The organism is Streptomyces sp. NPDC015139 (genome assembly GCF_043079785.1).
GTDB lineage: Bacteria > Actinomycetota > Actinomycetes > Streptomycetales > Streptomycetaceae > Streptomyces > Streptomyces albidocamelliae.
On the sequence record NZ_JBIBUW010000008.1, the window covers coordinates 39,541 to 59,774 of the forward strand.

The following is a 20,234-nucleotide window of genomic DNA, read 5'->3' on the forward strand; positions in this document are numbered from 1 at the left end:
CACTTGCTGTGGGCAACAGGGCCACTAGGGCGGCTGATGTGGCTCAGTCCGGCTCCATGTAGGGGCGGCGGAAGAGGGGCGCCTGACCGGTGCCCCACGGACGTACTGCTGTCAGCGCCCGGGCGACCGCCGACTCGAGTGCGCCGCTGGTGTCGACCGGGACGGCTTCTGGCCACGGCGGTTGTTTGCCGGCCATGGCCGCGGCGATGGTGGGGGTGGCGTCGGAGGCTCCGGCTTCGCGGTTGTGCAGACGGGTCTCGCAGACGTCGGCGGGAACGTGGCAGTGCAGGGCGACCAGGTCTGCGCTGGTGTGTTCGGCCAGGCGCGTGGCGGCGTCCCGCTGTGCGGCGTCGAACCATGTGGCGTCGCAGACCACCGACTCACCGGCGGACAGCAGGATGGCTGCGCGGTCGAGCAGGGCGGTGTACGTCTTGGCGGTCCACTCGGGCGTGTACAGGCCTTCCTCGTAACCTGCCGTAGCCGACTGCTCCGCGGGGATGCCCGCCAACTCCTTGCGGGTGCGGTCGCTGCTGAGGAGGGTGACGCCCAGTCTGTCGGCGAGCGCCCCGGAGAGAGTGGACTTCCCGCTGCCCGGCAGTCCGCCGACCAGGGTGAGGCTCACGGCGGAGGTGCGCAGGTGGCGCAAGGCTGTCGAGGCGAGCCGCCGTGACGCGGCCTCGGCCCCGGGCGCGCCCTGACGGCTTTGGATCAGTGACACTTTCGCGCGGACGAATGCCCGGTAGGCGACGTAGTGGTGCCACAGGGAGGGGGGTGCAGGGTCGGCGGAGTACTCGCCATAGCGGGCGAGGAAGTAGGCGGCAGCCTCTGCGGCGCCCAGCTGTTCAAGGTCCATGGCGAGGAACGCGGCGTCGTCCAGGCCATCGACGTAGCGGAGGTGGTCGTCGAACTCGAGGCAGTCCAGGATGCGGGGGCCGTCGTCGAGGCAGAAGACGTCCTCGGCAAGCAAGTCCCCATGGCCGTCGACCACTCGTCCTTGCTCGATACGAGCGTCGAACAGTTGCTGTCGGCCGGCGAGATAGCGGCGCACCAGCTCCTCGATCTCCGGTAGGCAGTCGGGGAGGGCTGCGTCGGCGGCCAGTGCGTGGAGCTGCTCGAAGCTGGCCTCCCAGCGCGCCGACAGTGCGTTCCGGGTGCCTTGTTGTTCCACCTCGGGGCCGCGGGGCGCGGTCGCATGCCATGCGGCCAGCCGCCTGGCGACCGTGCGCAGGACGTCGTCCACGGCGGCTCCCGTCCGTATGAGGCGGGAGAGGCGACGTTCGTCGGGCATGCGGCGCATGACGACGAGTGGTTCCGGAGCTTCTGCGTCGGGGCCGTGGAATTCGCCTAGCCCGAGATACACGTCGGGGGCGAAGCGGCGGTTGAGGGCGACTTCGCGCGCGCATGCGTTGCGGCGTGCCTCGACGGTGGTGTAGTCCACAAAGCCCAGATCGACTGGCTTCTTGACCTTGTAGGCACGGTCGCCGACGAAGAACAGGGTCGCTGTGTGGGTCTCGCACACAGCGGCGCGGGAGGCAGCGGCGCCGTCGTGCCGGGTCCCTGCCTGGAGTGCGGGCGCGTCGATCCGCGAGGCGCCGAGGCCGGAGTCAGTCATGGGGGATGACGGCGACGGGGCAGCGGCCGTGGTGGATCGCGGCCTGCGCGACCGGGCCGAGGTGGCGGGCGGGCCCGGCAGCATGGCGGCGCCGGCCGACGACCAGGAGGCCGGCGCCCTTGGTGGCCTGGACGACGGCCTTGGCGGGACTGTCCAGTCGGACGCTGTCCACCACGTCCACCTGCGGGTATTTCGCCTGCCACGGTTGTAGTGCGTGGCTGAGCTGGTGGTATCCGTCGCGGGTGATCTCTTCGCTCACCTGGTGGTCCACGCCCCAGGGCACGCGAGCGTGGAGCGGGACGCTGCGGCCGTGTACGGCCAGCAGGGGTGCTCCTCTGGCCGCGGCGGTGTGAAAGGCGAAGTCGAGCAGGTCGTCTGAGGAGCCGCGCATTTTGAGTGCCACGACGACGCGGCTCGTTCGTTCCCGGGGCTGGGGTTCGGCACGCACCAGGATCACGGGGCGCTCGGCGCGCGCTACGACGGGCATGCTGACGTCGCCCAGGAAGTAGCTCTCGACGGGTTCGAGTCCACGGGAGCCGAGGACGAGCATCTCGGATTCCGACGCGGCAGCGAGCAGGGCGTGCTGGGCGTCGTCGCCGACCAGGTCAACGACGACGGACAAATTCGGGTGCCGGTGCTGCAGTTCGGCCTGCGCGGCCTGGACTAGTCGCTTCGCCCAGTAGTTCTGATCCTCCTCTGCGGGGGTCCGCGCGGGTTCGGGGGCCAGCATTGGCCACGCGTGGAGCAGGCGAAGGGCGAGGTTGCGCTGGTCGGCCTCGTCGGCGGCCCAGCGCGCGGCGGCCAGGCTCTCCGGTGAACCATCGAGGCCCACGGTGACGACGGGTTGCATGGCGGCGGCCTCCGTCTCGTACGAAGCTGGAGAGGACGGCTGAGGCGTCCGACTGGTCAGTGTCGGGACGTCGCGGGCAGAGCGGGTGCGATGACGGGTCCCCTTCGAGGATCCCCTGGCCCGGGTCACAGTGCATGTGGGGCGGGCGGCGGGAACAACGCTGTGGCGTCCGGCCCGGCCAGAAGACAGGGGTTGTATGACAGAAGGTGGCCTGCGCGGTGGCGATTCCCCTGGTGGTGGGTCTTGATGGATCCACCGCGAGCCTGAGGGCCTTCGACTGGGCGGTTGATGAGGCGGCCCTGCACGGCATCCCCCTGCATCTGCTGCACGCCGCGACCGGCGAGCAGGAGCCGTCCGACGTGATCAGCGCCGCCTCGGCTCGTGCAGGAGCAAGAGCTGCGTCGGTGCGTCTGTCCAGCGAGGTGACGCACGCGGATGCGGCAGCCGCTTTGATCGGCGAGGGGCGAAACGCTTTCGCTCTGATCGTGGGCGACCGGGGGTTCGGTGACCTCTCCGGAATGCTTCTCGGTTCTGTCAGCCTGGCCGTGGCGGCACGTGCCGACTGTCCGGTCGTCGTGGTGCGCGGCGGCCCGGAACAGCGTGCCGGCCAGTTCGGCTGTGTCGTGGTGGGTGTCGAGGACGGAGAGGGCAGCAACACGGCGGTGGAGTTCGCGGTGCGCGAGGCTCATGTGCGGCGCTGCCGGCTCGTGGGTGTGCACGCCTTCAGCACACCGACGGGTCATCGGTGCCCGGCGGCGGCTCGGGCATCCGGGGCTGCAACTGGGTTTGATCAATTACGCGTTGCTGCACTACGCGTCGTGTCCTGTCGCAGTCGTTCCCCAGAGGTAAGGCCGCACCGGCGAGACGGCGAACCGCCCCGGGCTCACAGGGCCGCTTGCCAATGGTCTGGGGACCTTCGGCCCTGTGCCCGAGCTTCGCGGCCGTTCGATCATGGCAGTACGGCCGTTGCCAGCTGTCAGCCCGGCCGAGGGCTGGCGACTGGATCCATGCCCCTGCGGGCCTCAAGCCTTTGATCGTCCTGGAGGTCAGGGAGTGGGCACGGGAAGCGAGGAGAGACCGATGTCGCACATTGGGCAGTGGAACGTACGACTGCAGTTCTTCGAGGACGACGACGGAACAACGAAGGCACACGTAGTGCTCAACACCGGGACTTCCGCGCTCACCGGCCTAGGGACCGCGCACCGCAACCCAGCGGACACGAACGTGCCGGAAATTGGTGACGAACTGGCGGCCGGCAGGGCCATGCACGACCTCGCCCAACAGCTGCTGAAGGCCGCCGAACGCGACATCCAAGGCATGACCGCGCCCCGTCCCGGTATCCCCCAGTCCGCGATCGGCTGACGGCCGGTTTCGGCGACTCACAGCACAGGGCGGCATTCATGCAAGCTCACCTCGGCGATCAACTCGTCGTCGAAAGCCCGGCGACCGGCGTCAACCGGCGCGACGGTGAAATTGTCGGACTCCACCACGACGACGGCACCCCTCCGTACGACGTGCGCTGGTCGGACACGGACGAAGTGACCCTCGTGTTTCCCGGCCCCGACGCACACGTCCGTCATCTCGAGCACAGCCGGCCTCCGGCCCCATCCCCGCTCTCACCGGATACGCGGGCAACAGCAGCCGTCTCCACCCCGCCCCAGCCGGCCGGCGCCCCCCATGTCGGCGACATCGGCCGCCGTGTGGCCGAGGAACGCCACAGGCGCGGACTCAGCCGGAATGAAACGGCGGGCCGCGCCCGTATGTCGCCCGAGTATCTGTCCTACCTGGAGGAAAAGCCCGCCGACCCGACCGTGGCGACCCTCATCCGTCTGGCCGACGCACTGGGCACCACCGTCGCCGCCCTGCGGGGTGGAGGGATCGATCTGCCGCCCGGCCAGGGGCACGCTCTGCTGCACCCGATGCTGCGTGACATCGGGCCGCAGGAGTGCCTCACCCTGCTGTCCACCCACGGTGTGGGGCGCGTCGCGGTGACGGCGCCGGACGGCCGTCCGGCCGTTGTCCCGGTCAATTACGAGATCGTGGATGACGCCATCGCTTTTCGGACCGCGCCCGGCTCCATCGCGGCCGCGGCAGCGGATGCGGAGGTCGCCTTCGAGGTCGACCATGTGGACGACGCCCTGAGCCAGGGGTGGAGCGTGCTCGCCGTCGGCCCGGCACAGGTGGTCACCGACCCGGCGGCCGTCCGTAGCCTCACCCGGCACGCGCACGCTCTCCCCTGGGCTGGCGGGCAGCGCGAGATGTGGGTGTCCATGAAACCCACCACGCTGACGGGCCGGCGCATCACTGCGGCCGACCGATGACGGCATGTGTCCGCGTGCAGCATCGACGGCGGACCCGTCACCGGGCAGGCCCCTGTCAGGTGGGCGGGCCGCCGGCGCCCCGCTCCTCACGCTCGAGGTGGGACTCGACGCCCACGACGCCTTCCACCGCGTTGACGAGACGCTCGGCGACCCAGATGAGCGAGGTGTCGTGGACGGTCCCGCGGAGCGTGACGACTGCGTCGCGAACCGATACATGGATGGCATGGGCGTGCAGGGGGAACAGGTAGGACACCACCGTGCGGCGGACTTCTTCGGCGATGTCTTCGTCCGGCCGCAGGAACACCTTCAGCAGGTCACCGCGGCTGACGATGCCGCGCAGTCGGCCCTCGTCATCGATGACGGGCAGCCGCTTGACGTGGTGCACGGCCATCAGGCGAGCAGCCTGGGAAAGGGTTTCGCCCGGGCGGACCACGACCGCGGGCGTGCTCATCAACTCCTGTGCCGTCCGGCCTTCGGCCTTCGTCAGGTCCAGCCGGCGCCGTATCCGCTCCGCGCTCGGGGGCTCGCGCTCCCGAAATTCCTCCTTGGGCAGCAGATCCGCCTGCGACACCACACCAACCACCTGTCCCGCGTCGGCGACGACCGGCACAGCGCTGACTCACCGGTCGCCCAGGACACGCACGATCTCCTTGAACCGTGCATGGCGTCCCACGGTGACTGCGGGCGCGGTCATCACATCGCTCACGATGTGCGGAGCGACGGCAGGCATGGCACCCGTCCAGGAGAAGGCATGCCGCAGGCAGGGGCTCTGCGGATGTCTCCAGCATCAGTGATGCCGGCCCCACGGCAACCCGGACGGCAAGGTACGCGCTCGGCCCCGGCGGCGCGTCGCGGCGTCGTGCGGGCATGGGCACGGTATGCGCAGAGGATTTTGGGCAGCCGGGGGCGAAGACGGTGACGGCGATGCAACTCCCCCTGATCGTAGGCGTCGACGGATCGGACTCCAGCCTTGCGGCGGTCGACTGGGCGGTGGACGAGGCGGCGCGGCACGGGCTCCCCCTGCACCTCGTCCACGCCTCCCGGTGGGAGATCTACGAGGGGGCCCAGCCCTCCTTCAGCACCGACCGGCCGGCCGAAGAGATCATGGCCGAGCACATCGTGGCGTCCTCCGTGGAACGCGCCCAGCTTCGCAACAGCAAGGTGAAGGTTTCCGGCGAGGTCCTGCCCGACGACGCCGCGTCAGCGTTGCTCAGAGCGGCACCCGAAGCGTTCGCACTGGTCACGGGCTGCCGGGGGCGCGGCGGGCTCACGGGAATGCTGCTGGGCTCCGTGAGCCTTGTGGTGGCAGCCCGCGCCGTCTGCCCGGTCGCCGTGGTCCGCGGCGCTGAGCGCAACCTGCGGGGCGACTTCGGCCGCGTGGCGGTGGGAGTAGGCGACGCGAACGGCGGCGGGGCCATACGATTCGCCCTGCGTGAGGCCGATGTGCGCGGCTGCTCCGTGACGGCCGTGCGGGCCTGGCGCAACCCGGCGCAGGAACCCGTGGACCACATGCTGATCGCGGACGATGCCGCCCGGCTGCGCGAGGACCGTGCCTGCGCTGCGCTCGACGACGCGCTACGCGACGCCGTGCGCGAGCACCCGCAGGTCGACGTCCATCGTCAGCCGGTCGAAGGTCCCGCCCACCGCATTCTCCTGACCGCATCGGCCGAGGCCGATCTGATCGTGGTCGGTGCGCAGCGCCGTCACGGTCACTTCGGCCTGCAACTCGGCAGAGTCGCTCACACCCTGCTGCACCACTCCACGTGCCCGGTCGCCGTCGTTCCCCAGCCGCTCTAGCAGCGGGCCCGGGCCGCTGCGGCAGAGGCAGGAAGGGAGGTGGCGGATGCCGCAATGGTCGTGGGAATGGCCCGGCTACGACCCGGCCGGCGAGCAGCTTCGGGAAGCACTGTGCACGCTCGGCAACGGCTACTTCGCCACCCGGGGCGCCGTGCCGGAGTGCCGGGCCGGCCTGGTGCACTATCCGGCGACCTACGTCGCCGGATGCTACAACCGCCTCGAGTCGGTCGTGGCCGGTCGGCGGGTGGTGAATGAGGATCTGGTCAACCTTCCGAACTGGCTGCCGTTGCGCTTCCGGGTGCGCCGCGGCGGCGGAACCTGGCGGCCGTGGTTCCGTCCCGGCCCGCGCACGCTTCTCGACCACCGCCACGTCCTGGATCTGCGGCGTGGCGTCCTCACCCGGTCCTTCCGCTACCGCGACGAGGAGATCGACGGCCTGCTCGACGTCGAGCAGACCCGCCTGGTCCACATGGGAGATCCGCATCTGGCTGCTCTGCGAACGGTTTTCACGGCCACGGGCTGGTCCGGCGAGCTCGAGATCGAAAGCGGCCTGGACGGCCAGGTGATCAACGGCAATGTGCACCGCTACCGCGGCCTCGAACACCACCATGTGAACCGCGTCCGCACCGGCGCGATGGAGCCGCACACCGTCTGGCTCACCTGCCGGACCAGCACCTCGGACATCTCCGCCGCCCTGGCCGCCCGCACAACAGTCGCCGGCGACGCCCCTCCGCTGCTGACGCACCTTCACCCGGGCCACCACCGGGCAGCGACGCACCTGGTTATCCCTATCGCTGCCGGTCATTGCGTCACGGTGGACAAGACCGTGGCACTGCACACCTCACGCGACACGGCGATCAGCGACCCCCTCGGCGCGGCGACCGACCGGGTATCCGCCGCAGGAGACTTTCCCTCGCTGCTCACCTCCCACGCCGCAGTGTGGGAGCGTCTGTGGCGCCGGGCAGACCTCCAGGTGCCCGGCGAGGCGGGCCGCATCCTGCGTTTTCACCTCTTCCACGTGCTGCAGACGCTGTCGCCGCACACCGCGGATCTGGACGTGGGCGTTCCCGCCCGAGGACTGCACGGCGAGGCGTACCGGGGGCACGTGTTCTGGGACGAGCTCTTCGTCCTTCCCTATGTCAACCTGCACTTTCCAGAAGTTTCCCGAGCACTTTTGAACTACCGCTACCGGCGGCTCCCCCGGGCCTGCCAGGCGGCGGTCGCGGCAGGCCGGGACGGGGCGATGTATCCGTGGCAGAGCGGCAGTGACGGGCGCGAGGAGTCCCAGCAGTGCCATCTCAACCCTGCCTCGGGCCGCTGGCTGCCGGACCACTCACGCCTGCAGCACCATGTGGGGTCGGCCGTCGCCTACAACATCTGGCAGTACTGCCAGGCCACAGGCGACACGGAATATCTGCACACCCAAGGCGCGGAGATGCTGGTGCAGATAGCCCGTTTCTGGTCGGGCCTGGCCATCTTCGACTCCCGCACCGGCCGCTACCGGATCCGTGGCGTTGTCGGCCCGGACGAGTACCACGACAGCTACCCGGGCGCCTCAGAGCCGGGCCTGGACGACAACGCCTACACCAACGTCACCGCCGCCTGGGTCCTCACCCGTACTCTGCAGCTCCTGCAGACGCTTCCCGCATGGCGCCGCGAAGAACTGTTCCACCGCGTCCGGCTGAACACTGACGAACTGCCCCGGTGGGAAGAGATCTCCCGCCGCTTGCGGATCCCGTTCCACGCCGGCGTCATCAGCCAGTTCGAGGGTTACGACGGCTTGAAGGAGCTCGACTGGGACGCCTACCGCACCCGCTACAGCAGCATCCGCCGACTCGACCGCATCCTTGAGGCCGAGGGAGACACGGTGAACCGCTATCAGGCGTCCAAGCAGGCCGACGTCCTCATGCTCGGCTACCTGTTCTCCACCACCGAGCTGCGTCAGCTCTTCCAGCGCCTCGGCTACGACCTCGACGACGACGTCTGGCGCAACACCGTGGACTACTACCTGAAGCGCACCAGTCACGGCTCGACCCTCAGCCAACTCGTCCACGGCCTCGTTCTCGCCAGGGCCAGACGTGCCGACGCATGGCAGTACGTCCATGAAGCACTCGAGGCAGACGTCGCCGACATCCAAGGCGGTACGACCGGGGAGGGCATCCACCTCGGGGCCATGGCCGGAACCCTGGACCTGGTACAGCGTGGGCTGACAGGTCTGGAGACCCGCGAGGACGCCCTGTGGGTGGACCCGGTGCCGCTTCCCGCACTCTCCGAGTACCGCTTCGCCCTGCACTACCGCGGGCACTGGGGCATCGGCGTACGACGCCGCAGCGGACAGCTGGAAATCAGCGTGCCGGCTTCCGAGAAGGCCCCGATCCGCGTGATGCTCACCGACCGCGCCGTCACCATCGCGCCAGGGGAAACCTGCTCGCTCGTCATGACGGACGGCGACAGAGCATGAAAGGGGACCCGTGACGACCATGCTGCACGTCACCGGCCGTGCTCGGCACATCGAGCCGCAGAGCCCGAATCCCCCGAATCCGGTCCTTCCGCGGCCTCCGGCCCGTAGATCGACCATGATCAGAACAACGCCGAGCGAGCCAGCCCAGCGGCAGCAGTCCCCAGGCCTGACGTGGTCCGGCCAGCGGCCGGCACACCGTCGGCACAGTCGGAAGCCGGTACATCAACCACGGCCTGGCGTGAGGAGCACGGCATGGGCGGCAGCCCCCACCGAGTGAGTGACGTGATGACACGCTCCGTCATCACCGTAGGCCGCGAGACTCCCGTGAAGGCCGTGATGGAGCGCCTGGCAGAACGGCAGATCAGCGCCGTTCCGGTGGTCGAGGAGGATGGCCGGGTGATGGGAGTGGTCTCGGAAGCCGACCTGCTGCCCAAGAGGGGGCTGCAAGACAGCTCCATGGACCCTGGTAGAGGGCCGCAGCCATCGGAGCAGCTGAAAGCTGGGGCGGCAACCGCCGGGGAACTGATGAGCGCCCCCGCCCTCACCGTCCCACCGGACGCCACGCTTGCCGAAGCCGCGCGCATAATGGCCCGCCAGGAGGTGAAACGACTACCCGTTGTGACCCGCGAAGGTATCCTCCAAGGCGTTGTCAGCCGCAGCGATCTACTCAAGGTGTTCCTCCGGGCAGACAACGACCTCGCTGAAGAAATCCGCTGCGAAATCACCGGCGTCCTCTTCCCCGAACCGATCGAGCCGGTGCGCGTCACCGTCAGCGAAGGGGTGGCGAGACTGACCGGTCAGGTGCCGGATGCCACGCGCATCCCATTGGCCGTGCGCCTGGTCCGAGGCGTCGAAGGTGTGGTGGGGGTGGACTGCCGGCTCACCGCAGCCGACCCCGACGAGCACAACCCTCGCCGCCCTCAATGAAGGACCAATAGGTCCTGCCGGGTGTCGAAAGGCACCTGCTCAGTCCGCACCAACCGGTACATGGTGAAGAAGTACGGGTCTCGTCACGGACCATGGGAGTCGGGATGTATTCCACCTCGCGCACCGTCGGCGATGTGATGACCCACCCGGTTGCCTCGGTAGGCCGGTGGGCCTCGTTCAAGGACATGGCGGAGACGATGCAGCACCGCCGGATCAGCGCACTGCCCGTCCTGGAGGGCGCGGGCCGCGTCATCGGCATCGTCTCCGAAGCCGACCTACTGCCCACGGAAGAACTCCGAGACAGCCCTGACAGGGGCTACGCGCTCCGGCGAGCCGCCGACATCACCAAGGCCGGCGCACTCACCGCCGGAGAATTGATGACCTCTCCGGCCATCACCATCCGCGCCGGCGCCACCCTGGCCGCAGCCGCACGCATCATGGCGCGGCAACATCTCAAGCACCTACCGGTAGTCGACGAAACCGGCCTGCTGCAAGGCGTGATCAGCCGGAGCGACCTACTCCGCGCGTTCCTGCGCCCTGACAGCGACATCGCCGCAGAAATACGGCGCGACATCGTGCCGCATCTCCTCCCCGTGACATCGTCTCCCCTGCAAGTCGACGTCCACGATGGAGTCGTCGATCTGACAGGCTGCATACGCGACGATGCGCTCATACCTGTGGTCTCGCGCCTAGTAGGGGCCGTCGAAGGCGTAGTCAACGTGCACCTCGACCTCAACGAAAGCGCAGGTCGCCATCAGCTGTAGGAGCGCCTCACCGAGACACGCCGGCGTGCACGCCTAACTCAGCTGAGACGATGTTCATTATGTCCGTGACGTAGCGGGCGCATGCGTTGCTGGACGGCTGCATGCAGGCCGAGACAGCCCCACCGGCCTTTCCATTCGCCGCGTACAGCTTCGGCCCCCAGACCGGTTCGAGCTTGCCCGGCTTGGCCGAGGCCGTCCTATTCGTTACGCCAGTGGACGAAGGACGCCTTGCGCGGCAGGACGACGCTGATCGTTTCCTGCTGAAACGCCTCGTCGCCAAGGAGTTTGCACAGGAACTCCGCCATCCCAAGGTGGTGCAGTTGCATCTCAGGGCTGGTGTGCCTACCGCAGATCAGGACAGGCCATCGCTCCGGGTCATCGTCCGCAGTCACCCAGCAGTAGATATCCGCCCCCGACGAGACGCCCCACGCAACGATCGATTCGGGGTGCACGTCGAAATCAGCTTCGTCGCGGCACATCTCCCATGTGTCACGGGCATTTTCCGTCTCGAACCGGAGGCCTGGGCCCTCCGCGTACGGGTATCCCTCAGCGTGCAGTGCTGGCAGAAGGATGCTGATGCTGTCGCTGATCACCCCCGCCCCATACATCTGCATAAAGCGGACGTAATCCCGAGGAAAGCGATTCCCCCAGGCATCCTCCACCTCGGCCCAGTCAACATGCTCGTCCACCCCTGCTGTAACCGGCAGGAGCATCGCCAGTGCCGCCACAGCAGCGATGCCCGCTGACCCACTCATCCCGTCACCCGCTCGCACTCTGCAATATCAGTGCGTCCAACCTACGAGGGGTGGCCCCCGTACGGAGTCTTCGGGGCGACGCCCCGTCCCCTGACAAGATCCGCAAGAAACGGCCTAGCGTTGCGGCCTACGCGCAGAGGCGCCGCATCAGAGTGGCCGCGCGAGGCCGAGGGCGCGGCCAATTCAACCGGTCTTCAGTCTCTAGCCACGCCAGGGCGCGGGCGGGACGCCGCCCCGTCACGGCAGCCCTGACGGCCGTCAGTTGTCCTCTGACGCCTTCACGACGGCCACGCAAGCGGCATGATGTCCCCTCAGCCACAACAGCCCATGGGGGGACCATGAACACCCGCATCACCGCTGCCGCTCTACTGGCGGCCGCCGCGCTCGCGCTCACCGCCTGCTCCTCCAGCAGCGAGTCCACCACCAAGAGCGCTCCGAGCCCGAAGGCATCGACGAAGCCCAGCCCCGACATGAGCGCCGCCGAGAAGGCTGTCGGCATCCCGCCCAAGCCCACCGGCGCCAAGAAGGCCGAGCTGCTCCGCGCCCTCGCCGCGGCTAACCCCGGCATCGTGAAGTACGAGGACAAGGCCATCGACGCCGCACGCAACCAGTGCATGGCCATCAACGGCAACGCCCAGAAGCTCGACTGGAGCGCCTCGCAGCGTTTCACGTACAAGGACGTGACTACTACCGAGGCGCAGGGCAAACAGATCAACGCGGCCCTCAAGGGCATCGGCTTCTGCAAGGTCTGACGTGACCTGCTTGCTTCCCGGGGCAGCATGATCCATCCTGCGGCCAAGTCCGGCGTGCCCGGACACAGAAACTTCCGGAGGCCCGCCACCGCGCGGGCCTCCGTCATGTCCAGGGGCGTGACCGCCATGGGCAAAGCCCGGCCGGTCACCAAGGAGGACCGCCAGCGCGTCCACGAGCTGCACGCCCAGGGCCAGGGCCGCAACGAGATCGCCACCGAACTGGGGCGTTCCGGCCGGACCATCAGCACCCTCGCCAAGGACTTCGGCCTCAGCTTCGCACGGGCCGCCGAGGTCCGGGCAGCCACCGAGGTCCGCCAGGCCGACCGCGCCGACCGCGCCGCTCTCGCCCAACGCCTCCAGGACGTCGCCGAGCGCGAACTGGAGAAGGTACACAAGCCACACACCTACTGCGACTGGGGCGGCAAAGACTGGTCGGTGCGCGAGCCCCATCCGCTGGCATAGAGGACGTGGCGGTGCGTGCCGTTCTCGTCGGGGGTGTCGGTGGGGCGGATGCCGTTGCTCATGAGGTAGGTGCCGCTGTCCTTGACCCACAGCAGGCGGGGGGCGGCCTGAGCCTGGGTCTCTGCTTAGCGAAGCCGGTGCTTGGGGGCGGAGACAGCGTGTTCGGCGGCTGCGAGAACGCGGTCGAGGGGGAAGAGGAGGGTGCAGTTCTTCTCGCCTCGGGCGGTGTTGGCCATGTCGACGTCGTCCAGGGGGTGGGTGCTGTCGGCGGGGATCGGCGGGATGGTCATGCCGTGGAGGAACTGGTTGAGCCACTCGGGCCGCTGCTCGGCGGGGAGGGCCAGCAGACGGCCAGCCTCGTCGGGGGCGCATGAGGGCCTCGACACTGTCGGAGGCCGGGGCGGGGGCGGGGCTGGTGGGGGTGTGGGTTTGTTTGGTCATGTCAGTCCCAGGTGAATGTGAATGGGGGGTCGGGGGCGCCGCCCGCCCGCAGCAAGGTCCGGGGCGGCGCGCGGCCGCGGAGACGGTGGGACAGCGGGGGGGAGACGCCTCACGCTCCCAAGCCGAAATCCCGGGGACGTAGTGGGCGTCCCGGGTGCCCGGTGATCCGTACGGTGGGGCGGCAGCCGGCAAGGCACGCAAGCGGCCTGACGCGGCGCCGACATGGCCGGGACCGGGTGGAGGGTGAGGCTTGGCAAGGGGCCGGCGGCGCGGTGCGGCGGGGCCGACTGCTCCCGATCCCCGCCGTGGGGGGCGAGGCTCGGGAGCCAGATGAGGGGCCGGTCATGGCCGGTGGAAGACCCGAGCAATCAGGAAGAAGAGGGGCTTCCAACCGGTGCCTGTTGGGCGCCCGCCTACCGGCCCAGTTGCCCAGCGCGGTGGTCGCCGCCAACGCCACGGCCCGCTGCGTCGGCGACGCCTTCGCCCGGGCCGGAGTACCGTTCTCTTCTCCGTATTCGTAGACCAGCGCGAACCGGTTACGGGAGTCGATCCGCACGGTGTATCCCTTGCCTTCGACCTCCGCGTAGGTCTCCGGACCGAGGTGAACAGGCGGACACACCGCCCACCGTGACGGTGACCTTGGGACCACCCCCGCGCGTGCGGGGACACCCGAACGGTGTTCACCCCGCAAGGACCCTGGACCGTAGCCGGACAGTTCGACCTCCACGAGCACCCCAACCCCGACTACGAGCCCACAAAGAACGAGTACACCGTCCTCCTCACCGGCATGTGGGGGTGAGAACGTCGGCGCCATCGTCGTCACCGGTCCAGACGGCCATGAGGTCCGCCGCGCCGACGGCCGGAAAGTCGGCAAGACCACCGAGGTCGCAGAGCTTCTGTGGGATGCGCTGGAGGAGGACAGGACCAGGGCAGCCGAGCGCGAGCGCCTGGCCAGCCTCAAGTCCGTGAGCATCACATCAGCGGACGCCATCGGTTGGGCGAACAAGGAGACCAGCAGGTACCACCTCACTGCAGGATCCGCACCATCAACTCCTCGTCGGCCGCGGGCACCCGGGCAGCAGCGAAATGTTCAGTGCGGCTGCGAGCGCCTTGGCCGCGGCGATCTCCTTACCGCGCACCCGACAGTAGGACGGAGCGACCACGCCGACAGAGACACGGACATGGGTACTGCCCTCGGAGCTTCGGACGGGGTCAGCCTCCGTGCGCGCCTCGCCGCCACGGCAGTCAGACGCGTGATCGTGGCGGCTGGGTGGCTCGGCTCGATCCGGGAGGCAGGCTCCCCCCGGCCGACTTGCACGATGGCCGGGGGCAGCGTCACCGTGCCACACAGATCGCACGCGACAAGTGGTTGTCAATCAGCCACAAGAGGTGAACAGGTGGCCTCCAGAGCGCCCTATCGTTCGGAGATGGCCTGGATATCACTACTCGCCACGCTTGTCGGCGGCGCAATCGCATTGGGATCAGCACTGCTCGTGGAACGCCGAAGAACACAGCGCGAGACGGCAGCCGAATGGCGTAGGACACGGCGGGAGCTCTACGCAAGGTTCCTCGCAGCTCATGCACAAGCCGGCAGCGATCTACGGAATATAGCCGCGACGCCCGGCCTTGATGCGGGCGAGCGCTATCGGCTGACACGGTCGGCCTACACTCACTGCTACGCATCCCGCCACGAGCTGGAGCTTCTCGCGCCGCAAGCTGTCGTGCGACCGGCTGAGGAGTGCAGCCGGGCAGTGCGAATGATGCGCGACGCCGTGAGTGAGGGAGCCGTCCTTGGCAACGGTGAGCTCGAGGAACTGACACGCAAGTACCTGGACCTGCGGCTGGAGACCCGAGGCGCCATGCGTCTAGACATCTTGGTCGACAACGACTAACTCGTCGGTTCTCTGCATGGTCGGGGAGGCGCCCGGAAGCCGGAGGCTGCCGCAAGCAACAACCGGCATGCTCACACAGCGGTCAACACTCGGGTGGACGCAAATCCTGCGGCCAAGCCAGTTGCCGCGCGATGTCGACCAACACCTGCGCCCGGTCGGTGGGGCCAGAAGTCTGACATCGGCCGGGCGCGAGTGCGCAAGCCCTCACCGTGCTGTGCGGGCCGACACACACCGGGGCGAGGGCGATCTCCGGCAGATGCCGACTAAGGGCGGCCTCGCAGGGTTGCAGCAGGTCTGTGGTCACTGCCTCCCAGTCGCCGACCTCGGGCCAGCGGGCACCCCCGTCCAGCTCGTGGGTGAGCGTGGACAGCGGCACGATCTCGCCCGGCCGGCGGCCGCGGGCAAGGCAGTCGTACATGCGTGCGCCGTCGGGTTGCCTGACCTCCGGACGAAGCAGAGACGTTGCGGCCACCAGCGATGTGTTGACCTCCTGCGCGGGGGCCGGGAAATAGGCCTCGTGCGCGAAGAGCAGGTACACCTCGCGGGTGGGCTCGTGGGCGGATGGGGTCACGGTCTCCTTCCAGCAGCCCTGGCACACGCACCGCGCCGTCTTCGGCCCGCCGCTGGACGCCGCGGTCAAACCGGCGTACCAGCGGGACGCCGGGCGCCTCCTACCGGGCCCGCTACAGCCACCTCGGTGACCTGCTGCCCGGGCAGGGCCCGCGCCGTGCGGAGACGGCGTCGCCGTTCGAGGGCCGGGAGGCGGACATCCACGCCATGGCGGCCCGCCTGCACGAGGGCGTCGCCCACTGGGCACAGCGACCGGCGCCGCTTCCTCCCGCGGCCCCGGTCCTGCCAGGCGCTGAGCGCGCACGACGCCGGGCAGGCGTCGTGCGAGGCGACGGAACCTCCGGCAGGCCTCGGCGCGTCAGGTCAGGCAGGTCCGCCCAGGACTCGCCGTGTACGAAGTGCTGTGCCCGACCGGCGAGTCGGGCTCACTGCCCGGTGCGGATCTCGTCGAGCCTGTCCGCGAGGGCCTTCGTCTCCGCGACCAGGAGCTCGTGTGCCTTCGCCCGCGCCCTGTCCCCCCGCTCCTCGAACGCCCGGGTGAAATGCGGCTGCAGCTGGGTCCACCAGCCGTAGTCCAGCATCGCCCATGCCTGCGGACACAACAGGGCACGGGTCTTCGGCAGGTAGCCCGCGCCGACCAGGGGGCCGTCGTACTTCTTCGGGTCGCTTCCCGCCAGGTGGCAGAGGAAGGTGAAGACCCGCTGCTGGGTGACGGGGTGATCGCTGGAGAGTCCCTCCAGTGTCAGTTCGCCCTCGTCACGGGCGAGTTGGTCGAAGAGGAGGGCGGCCGCCAGCGACGGGCCGGCTCCGGAGTCGTTGACGGTGGAGAAGGAGGCGAACCCGTCCGCGGCGTCCTCCTCGAGGCCGAGGTTCGCCAGTTGGAGCTGGCGCTGCAGGGCGTGCCCCAGCTCGTGGCCGAGGACGAACTGCACCGAGAGCGCGGTCAGGTCGTGGGTGTTGTACCGGGCCTGCGGAAGGACCGCGGGACGCTTGACGGTCTTGACCACCCGCCCGAGCACGCCTTCGATCTGGGTCAGGAACGCCGGGGGTACGTAGATCGTCCTGCCGTCGGGCTGGGTGACCGCGTCCGTGACCCCTGGGGGCACCTTGCCGGTGACTTTCACGGTCAGGTCGTGCGGGAGCGCGACCCGTTCGTTCACCCAGTCGGCGATTCTCTCGATCGCGCGGGCGTCCTTGATCACCGCCACGGCCCGCCGGTCCCTCGGCGCGAACGTGTCGTTCTCGTAGACGACCGAGACCCTGCCGTGCGCGTCGCCCTTGCCGTCCCCGGCGACGGCCCCGGCGGCCGCGAGGCCGGAGACGAGCACCGCCCCGGCGAGAACGGCACTCGTCGCAGCCGACCGCCCACCGTTGCACCACACGCTGATCAACCTCCGTAAAGATCCAGTTTAGGCGCTTTCGCCGGAACGGCACGAGTGACGGGAGCGGATCTCGGACCACGGTCGTCACCCTCGGCCGGCGGGGTACCCGTCGCGCGGGTCCGTCGGCACCGGCGGGCCTTCCACAGTCGCCCGGCGACAACGGAGGCACACAGATGAGCACGGTCAAAGAAGCGGTGGACGTCGACGTCCCGGTCCACACGGCCTACAACCAGTGGACGCAGTTCGAGCAGTTCCCGCAGTTCATGGAAGGCGTCGAGGAGGTAAGGCAGCTCGACGACCGGCACAACCACTGGACCACGAAGATCGGCGGAATACGGCGGGAGTTCGACACCGAGATCGTCGATCAGCTTCCCGACGAACGCATCACCTGGCGCACCACCAGCGGGGACACCAGCCAGCGGGGCATGGTCCACTTCGAGCGGCTGGACGACAACCACACCAGGGTGGAGCTGGTGATGGAGGTGCAGTCCGGCGGGGCGGCGGAGAAGGCCGCGGACATGCTCGGCACGATCGACCGGCGCGTCAAGGGAGACATGAAGCGGTTCAAGCGGTACATCGAGGAGCGCGGGGCGGAGTCCGGTGCCTGGCGTGGCCGGATCCAGCCCGGAGACGCGGGTCCTCACTGACCGCTCCGAGCATCACGGGTGCACGGTCGCCCCGGCGGTCCAGGTGGTCGCCGGGGCGGTCGTACGTCCGCAGGCGGGTGCAGGAGAGCCCGGCCGTGGGGACGCGTCACGGGGTTCGTGGCTGTCTCACCCAGTCCAGGGACCGTTCCACGGCTCGTTGCCAGTTCTCGTACTCGTACTCCCGCCGGCCGGGTTCCATCGCGGGCAGCCATTGCGCGGCCCGGTGCCAGTTGCGGCGCAGTACTTCGAGGTCCGGCCAGTAGCCGGCGGCGAGGCCCGCGGCGTAGGCGGCGCCGAGGGAGACAGTCTCGGCGACCATCGGACGGACCACGGGGACGTCGAGCACGTCGGCGACGAACTGCATGAGCAGGTTGTCCGCCGTCATCCCGCCGTCGACCTTGAGCTGCTTCAGCGCGACCGAGGAGTCCGCGTTCATGGCGTCGACGACCTCACGGGTCTGCCAGCCCGTGGCCTCCAGGACGGCTCGGGCCAGATGGCCCTTGGTGATGTACGAGGTGAGGCCGACGATGACGCCTCGCGCGTCGCTGCGCCAGCGGGGTGCGAACAGGCCGGAGAAGGCGGGCACGATGTAGCAGCCGCCGTTGTCGTCGACGGTCCGGGCGAGGGTCTCGATCTCGGGCGCGCTGCTGATCAGGCCGAGGCGGTCGCGGAACCACTGGACGAGGGAGCCGGTCACGGCGATCGATCCCTCCAGGGCGTAGACCGGCGCCTGGTCCCCGATCTTGTACGCGACGGTCGTGAGGAGTCCGTGCCGGGACCGGATGAGTTCCGTGCCGGTGTTGAGCAGCAGGAAGCTGCCCGTTCCGTACGTGCACTTGGCCTCGCCCGGGGAGAAGCAGGTCTGGCCGAAGAGGGCGGCCTGCTGGTCGCCGAGGGCCGCGGTGATGAGGACGCCCGGGAGCAGCGAGCGTGCCTCGCCGTAGATCTCGGCCGACGGTCTGATCTCGGGCAGCATCGGACGGGGCACGCCGAAGAGCGCCAGCAGTTCGTCGTCCCAGGTGAGGGTGCGGATGTTCATCAGCATGGTGCGACTGGCGTTGGTGGCGTCGGTGATGTGCAGTCCGCCGTCGGGACCTCCGGTGAGGTTCCAGATCAGCCAGCTCTCCATCGTCCCGAACAGCACCTCGCCGTCCCGTGCGCGCTCCAGCAGCCCTTTGACGTTGTCGAACAGCCAGCGCAGCCGTAGCGCCGAGAAGTAGGTGGAGGGCACCAGGCTGCAACGTTCCATGAAGTACTCGTCGCCGGGGTCCCGCCGGAGCTCGTCCACCAGGGACGCGGTGCGGGTGTCCTGCCAGACGATCGCCCTGCCGATCGGGGCGCCCGTCCGCCGGTCCCAGACCACGGCGGTCTCCCGCTGGTTGGCGAGTCCGACGGCGGCGATGCGGTCCGCCTCGACACCCACGACGGACAGCGCTTCGGGGACCACGCGTTGCAGGTTGTGCCAGATCTCGACGGCGTCGTGCTCGACCCAGCCCGGCCGGGGGAAGTGCTGCTGGTGTTCGTGCTGGGCGACCGACACCAGCCGCCCGCGGTGGTCGAAGAGAATGCATCGGGTGGAATTGGTGCCCTGATCGATGGACATTACGTACCGTTCCACCATGATCGGTCTGCCTCCTGGCGGTCGGGGACGAGCGGGCCGGGCCTACCAGCGGGCGGCGCCCAGCTCTCTGGAGATCGCCCGTGCGGCCTCACGGAGCAGGGTGATCAGACTCGACCGGGGGTGACCCTGGCTGTCGCAGATCCTCTCCACCGGGCCGGACAGGCCGATGGCGCCGACGACGAGGCCGCCGTGCCCGCGGATCGGCGCGGCGAGCCCCGCCTCCCCCATGCTCATTTCCTGGATCTCGGCGGCCCATCCGACTTCCCGGACCTCCGTCAGGGCCCGGCCGAGCTGCTCCGGCAGGACCAGGGTGTGCCGCGTGTACGCCTCCAGCTCCACGTCCTTGGCCGGCTCCACGGACGTGGTCCCGTAGGCCAGCAGTACTTTGCCGAGCGACGAGGCGTGCATCGGCAGCAGTGAGCCCACGTCCAGGGTCTGGAGGGTGTCGTCCGGCCGGAAGACGTGGTGGATGACGAGGACCTCGCCCTCCAGCGGGGTGCCCAGGCGTACGGCCTCCCCGCTGCGGGCGGCCAGGGCGTCGGCCCAGTTGATCGAGCGGGACCTGAGCTCGTTGACGTCCAGGTAGCTGGTGCCGAGGTGCAGGAGGGCGGCTCCGAGCTGGTACTTCCCGGTCGCCGCGTCCCGCTCGACGAAGTCCACGTGCTGCAGGGTGCGCAGGATGCCGTAGGCCGTGCCCTTCGCCAGACCGAGGGACGCCGCGACCTCACCGAGCCCGAGGCGGCGCGGTCCCCCGGCGAGCAGACGCAGGATCGCCGCCGCCCGTTCGATCGACTGGACCGGTCCGGCCATGAAGCGAGCCTATTACTGCCGGGAGGGGTTCGCCGGTCGTGGATGACGGCGGTTTCGTTACTTCCGAAATGCGGTGTTCGGTAATGCCGACCATCGTTCATTGACCGCCGGCGTTCCACTTCCTAGCGTGCATACAGGTCGGCATCCTGCCTCGGCCCGGCGCCCCCTCA

The 20,234-nt window shown here is 69.2% G+C and carries 20 protein-coding genes and 1 pseudogene; 12 read left to right on the forward strand and 9 right to left on the reverse strand.

Features of this window, described 5'->3' with window-relative positions; all coding sequences use genetic code 11:
- Positions 1-43: 43 nt before the first annotated feature.
- Positions 44-1,519 carry an AAA family ATPase gene (locus ACF08B_RS22275; protein ID WP_392319248.1) on the reverse strand — a complete coding sequence of 492 codons (1,476 nt, stop codon included), beginning with the start codon at positions 1,517-1,519 and terminating at the stop codon, positions 44-46.
- A gap of 85 nt (positions 1,520-1,604) precedes the next feature.
- Positions 1,605-2,462, reverse strand: a complete 858-nt coding sequence (locus ACF08B_RS22280; protein ID WP_392318956.1) for a universal stress protein — start codon at positions 2,460-2,462, stop codon at positions 1,605-1,607.
- Between the two features lie 236 nt (positions 2,463-2,698).
- On the opposite strand from ACF08B_RS22280, the gene ACF08B_RS22285 reads away from it, so the two are divergent.
- From ACF08B_RS22285 to ACF08B_RS22295, 3 genes are read left to right on the forward strand one after another with little or no spacing between them, the layout of a single operon-like run.
- The gene (locus tag ACF08B_RS22285) at positions 2,699-3,496 is read left to right on the forward strand and encodes a universal stress protein (RefSeq protein WP_392319249.1); all 798 of its coding nucleotides are present in this window, start codon (positions 2,699-2,701) and stop codon (positions 3,494-3,496) included.
- Between the two features lie 46 nt (positions 3,497-3,542).
- Positions 3,543-3,824, forward strand: a complete 282-nt coding sequence (locus ACF08B_RS22290; RefSeq protein WP_392318957.1) for a DUF1876 domain-containing protein — start codon at positions 3,543-3,545, stop codon at positions 3,822-3,824.
- 38 nt (positions 3,825-3,862) lie between these two features.
- On the forward strand, positions 3,863-4,783 hold the full coding sequence (locus ACF08B_RS22295) for a pyridoxamine 5'-phosphate oxidase family protein (protein ID WP_392318958.1): 921 nt from the start codon (positions 3,863-3,865) through the stop codon (positions 4,781-4,783).
- Positions 4,784-4,838: 55 nt separating this feature from the next.
- Here the strand turns inward: ACF08B_RS22295 and ACF08B_RS22300 are convergent.
- Positions 4,839-5,477 (reverse strand): annotated as a pseudogene (locus ACF08B_RS22300) (CBS domain-containing protein).
- Positions 5,478-5,707: 230 nt separating this feature from the next.
- Between ACF08B_RS22300 and ACF08B_RS22305 the strand changes: the two are divergent.
- The 4 genes from ACF08B_RS22305 to ACF08B_RS22320 all read left to right on the forward strand — a co-directional run bounded on the left by ACF08B_RS22305 (position 5,708) and on the right by ACF08B_RS22320 (position 10,732).
- A complete protein-coding gene (locus ACF08B_RS22305; protein WP_392319250.1) occupies positions 5,708-6,580 on the forward strand; it encodes a universal stress protein in 873 nt (290 codons plus the stop codon).
- Positions 6,581-6,626: 46 nt separating this feature from the next.
- Entirely contained in the window at positions 6,627-9,041 is a 2,415-nt protein-coding gene (locus ACF08B_RS22310) for a glycoside hydrolase family 65 protein (RefSeq protein WP_392318959.1), read from the forward strand.
- Positions 9,042-9,293: 252 nt separating this feature from the next.
- Complete coding sequence (locus ACF08B_RS22315; protein ID WP_392318960.1) at positions 9,294-9,968, forward strand: CBS domain-containing protein; 675 nt, start codon at positions 9,294-9,296, stop codon at positions 9,966-9,968.
- Positions 9,969-10,072: 104 nt separating this feature from the next.
- Positions 10,073-10,732: a CBS domain-containing protein gene (locus ACF08B_RS22320; protein ID WP_392318961.1), complete on the forward strand. Its 660-nt coding sequence runs from the start codon at positions 10,073-10,075 to the stop codon at positions 10,730-10,732.
- A 197-nt stretch (positions 10,733-10,929) separates the two neighbouring features.
- Here the strand turns inward: ACF08B_RS22320 and ACF08B_RS22325 are convergent, their stop codons facing one another.
- Entirely contained in the window at positions 10,930-11,487 is a 558-nt protein-coding gene (locus ACF08B_RS22325; protein WP_392318962.1) for an SMI1/KNR4 family protein, read from the reverse strand.
- Between the two features lie 338 nt (positions 11,488-11,825).
- On the opposite strand from ACF08B_RS22325, the gene ACF08B_RS22330 reads away from it, so the two are divergent.
- Entirely contained in the window at positions 11,826-12,239 is a 414-nt protein-coding gene (locus ACF08B_RS22330) for a hypothetical protein (protein ID WP_392318963.1), read from the forward strand.
- A 126-nt stretch (positions 12,240-12,365) separates the two neighbouring features.
- A complete protein-coding gene (locus ACF08B_RS22335) occupies positions 12,366-12,701 on the forward strand; it encodes a helix-turn-helix domain-containing protein (protein WP_392318964.1) in 336 nt (111 codons plus the stop codon).
- Positions 12,702-12,826: 125 nt separating this feature from the next.
- Here ACF08B_RS22335 and ACF08B_RS22340 read toward each other — a convergent pair whose 3' ends face one another.
- Entirely contained in the window at positions 12,827-13,087 is a 261-nt protein-coding gene (locus ACF08B_RS22340; RefSeq protein ID WP_392318965.1) for a hypothetical protein, read from the reverse strand.
- A 731-nt stretch (positions 13,088-13,818) separates the two neighbouring features.
- On the opposite strand from ACF08B_RS22340, the gene ACF08B_RS22345 reads away from it, so the two are divergent.
- Together ACF08B_RS22345 and ACF08B_RS22350 are read left to right on the forward strand one after the other, a co-directional pair.
- On the forward strand, positions 13,819-13,941 hold the full coding sequence (locus tag ACF08B_RS22345; RefSeq protein WP_392318966.1) for a hypothetical protein: 123 nt from the start codon (positions 13,819-13,821) through the stop codon (positions 13,939-13,941).
- 628 nt (positions 13,942-14,569) lie between these two features.
- Entirely contained in the window at positions 14,570-15,034 is a 465-nt protein-coding gene (locus tag ACF08B_RS22350) for a hypothetical protein (RefSeq protein ID WP_392318967.1), read from the forward strand.
- Between the two features lie 82 nt (positions 15,035-15,116).
- On the opposite strand, the gene ACF08B_RS22355 is transcribed toward ACF08B_RS22350, so the two are convergent.
- Both ACF08B_RS22355 and ACF08B_RS22360 read right to left on the reverse strand, forming a co-directional pair.
- Positions 15,117-15,605, reverse strand: coding sequence for a hypothetical protein (locus ACF08B_RS22355; protein WP_392318968.1), 489 nt, complete (start codon positions 15,603-15,605; stop codon positions 15,117-15,119).
- Positions 15,606-16,029: 424 nt separating this feature from the next.
- A complete protein-coding gene (locus ACF08B_RS22360; protein WP_392319251.1) occupies positions 16,030-16,986 on the reverse strand; it encodes a DUF4344 domain-containing metallopeptidase in 957 nt (318 codons plus the stop codon).
- A 173-nt stretch (positions 16,987-17,159) separates the two neighbouring features.
- On the opposite strand from ACF08B_RS22360, the gene ACF08B_RS22365 reads away from it, so the two are divergent.
- Positions 17,160-17,633 carry an SRPBCC family protein gene (locus tag ACF08B_RS22365; RefSeq protein WP_392318969.1) on the forward strand — a complete coding sequence of 158 codons (474 nt, stop codon included), beginning with the start codon at positions 17,160-17,162 and terminating at the stop codon, positions 17,631-17,633.
- Between the two features lie 106 nt (positions 17,634-17,739).
- On the opposite strand, the gene glpK is transcribed toward ACF08B_RS22365, so the two are convergent.
- Both glpK and ACF08B_RS22375 read right to left on the reverse strand, forming a co-directional pair.
- Positions 17,740-19,254, reverse strand: coding sequence for a glycerol kinase GlpK (gene glpK, locus ACF08B_RS22370; protein ID WP_392318970.1), 1,515 nt, complete (start codon positions 19,252-19,254; stop codon positions 17,740-17,742).
- A 42-nt stretch (positions 19,255-19,296) separates the two neighbouring features.
- A complete protein-coding gene (locus ACF08B_RS22375; protein WP_392318971.1) occupies positions 19,297-20,064 on the reverse strand; it encodes an IclR family transcriptional regulator in 768 nt (255 codons plus the stop codon).
- Positions 20,065-20,234: the final 170 nt, after the last annotated feature.

Excerpts from the sequence above, each read along its gene's own strand:
- ACF08B_RS22295 (WP_392318958.1), top strand. The coding sequence starts at position 3,863 with ATGCAAGCTCACCTCGGCGATCAACTCGTCGTCGAAAGCCCGGCGACC.
- ACF08B_RS22310 (WP_392318959.1), top strand. The coding sequence starts at position 6,627 with ATGCCGCAATGGTCGTGGGAATGGCCCGGCTACGACCCGGCCGGCGAG.
- ACF08B_RS22330 (WP_392318963.1), top strand. The coding sequence starts at position 11,826 with ATGAACACCCGCATCACCGCTGCCGCTCTACTGGCGGCCGCCGCGCTC.
- ACF08B_RS22315 (WP_392318960.1), top strand. The coding sequence starts at position 9,294 with ATGGGCGGCAGCCCCCACCGAGTGAGTGACGTGATGACACGCTCCGTC.
- ACF08B_RS22320 (WP_392318961.1), top strand. The coding sequence starts at position 10,073 with ATGTATTCCACCTCGCGCACCGTCGGCGATGTGATGACCCACCCGGTT.
- ACF08B_RS22280 (WP_392318956.1), bottom strand. The coding sequence starts at position 2,462 with ATGCAACCCGTCGTCACCGTGGGCCTCGATGGTTCACCGGAGAGCCTG.
- glpK (WP_392318970.1), bottom strand. The coding sequence starts at position 19,254 with ATGGTGGAACGGTACGTAATGTCCATCGATCAGGGCACCAATTCCACC.
- ACF08B_RS22305 (WP_392319250.1), top strand. The coding sequence starts at position 5,708 with ATGCAACTCCCCCTGATCGTAGGCGTCGACGGATCGGACTCCAGCCTT.
- ACF08B_RS22290 (WP_392318957.1), top strand. The coding sequence starts at position 3,543 with ATGTCGCACATTGGGCAGTGGAACGTACGACTGCAGTTCTTCGAGGAC.
- ACF08B_RS22325 (WP_392318962.1), bottom strand. The coding sequence starts at position 11,487 with ATGAGTGGGTCAGCGGGCATCGCTGCTGTGGCGGCACTGGCGATGCTC.
- ACF08B_RS22335 (WP_392318964.1), top strand. The coding sequence starts at position 12,366 with ATGGGCAAAGCCCGGCCGGTCACCAAGGAGGACCGCCAGCGCGTCCAC.
- ACF08B_RS22350 (WP_392318967.1), top strand. The coding sequence starts at position 14,570 with ATGGCCTGGATATCACTACTCGCCACGCTTGTCGGCGGCGCAATCGCA.
- ACF08B_RS22375 (WP_392318971.1), bottom strand. The coding sequence starts at position 20,064 with ATGGCCGGACCGGTCCAGTCGATCGAACGGGCGGCGGCGATCCTGCGT.
- ACF08B_RS22365 (WP_392318969.1), top strand. The coding sequence starts at position 17,160 with ATGAGCACGGTCAAAGAAGCGGTGGACGTCGACGTCCCGGTCCACACG.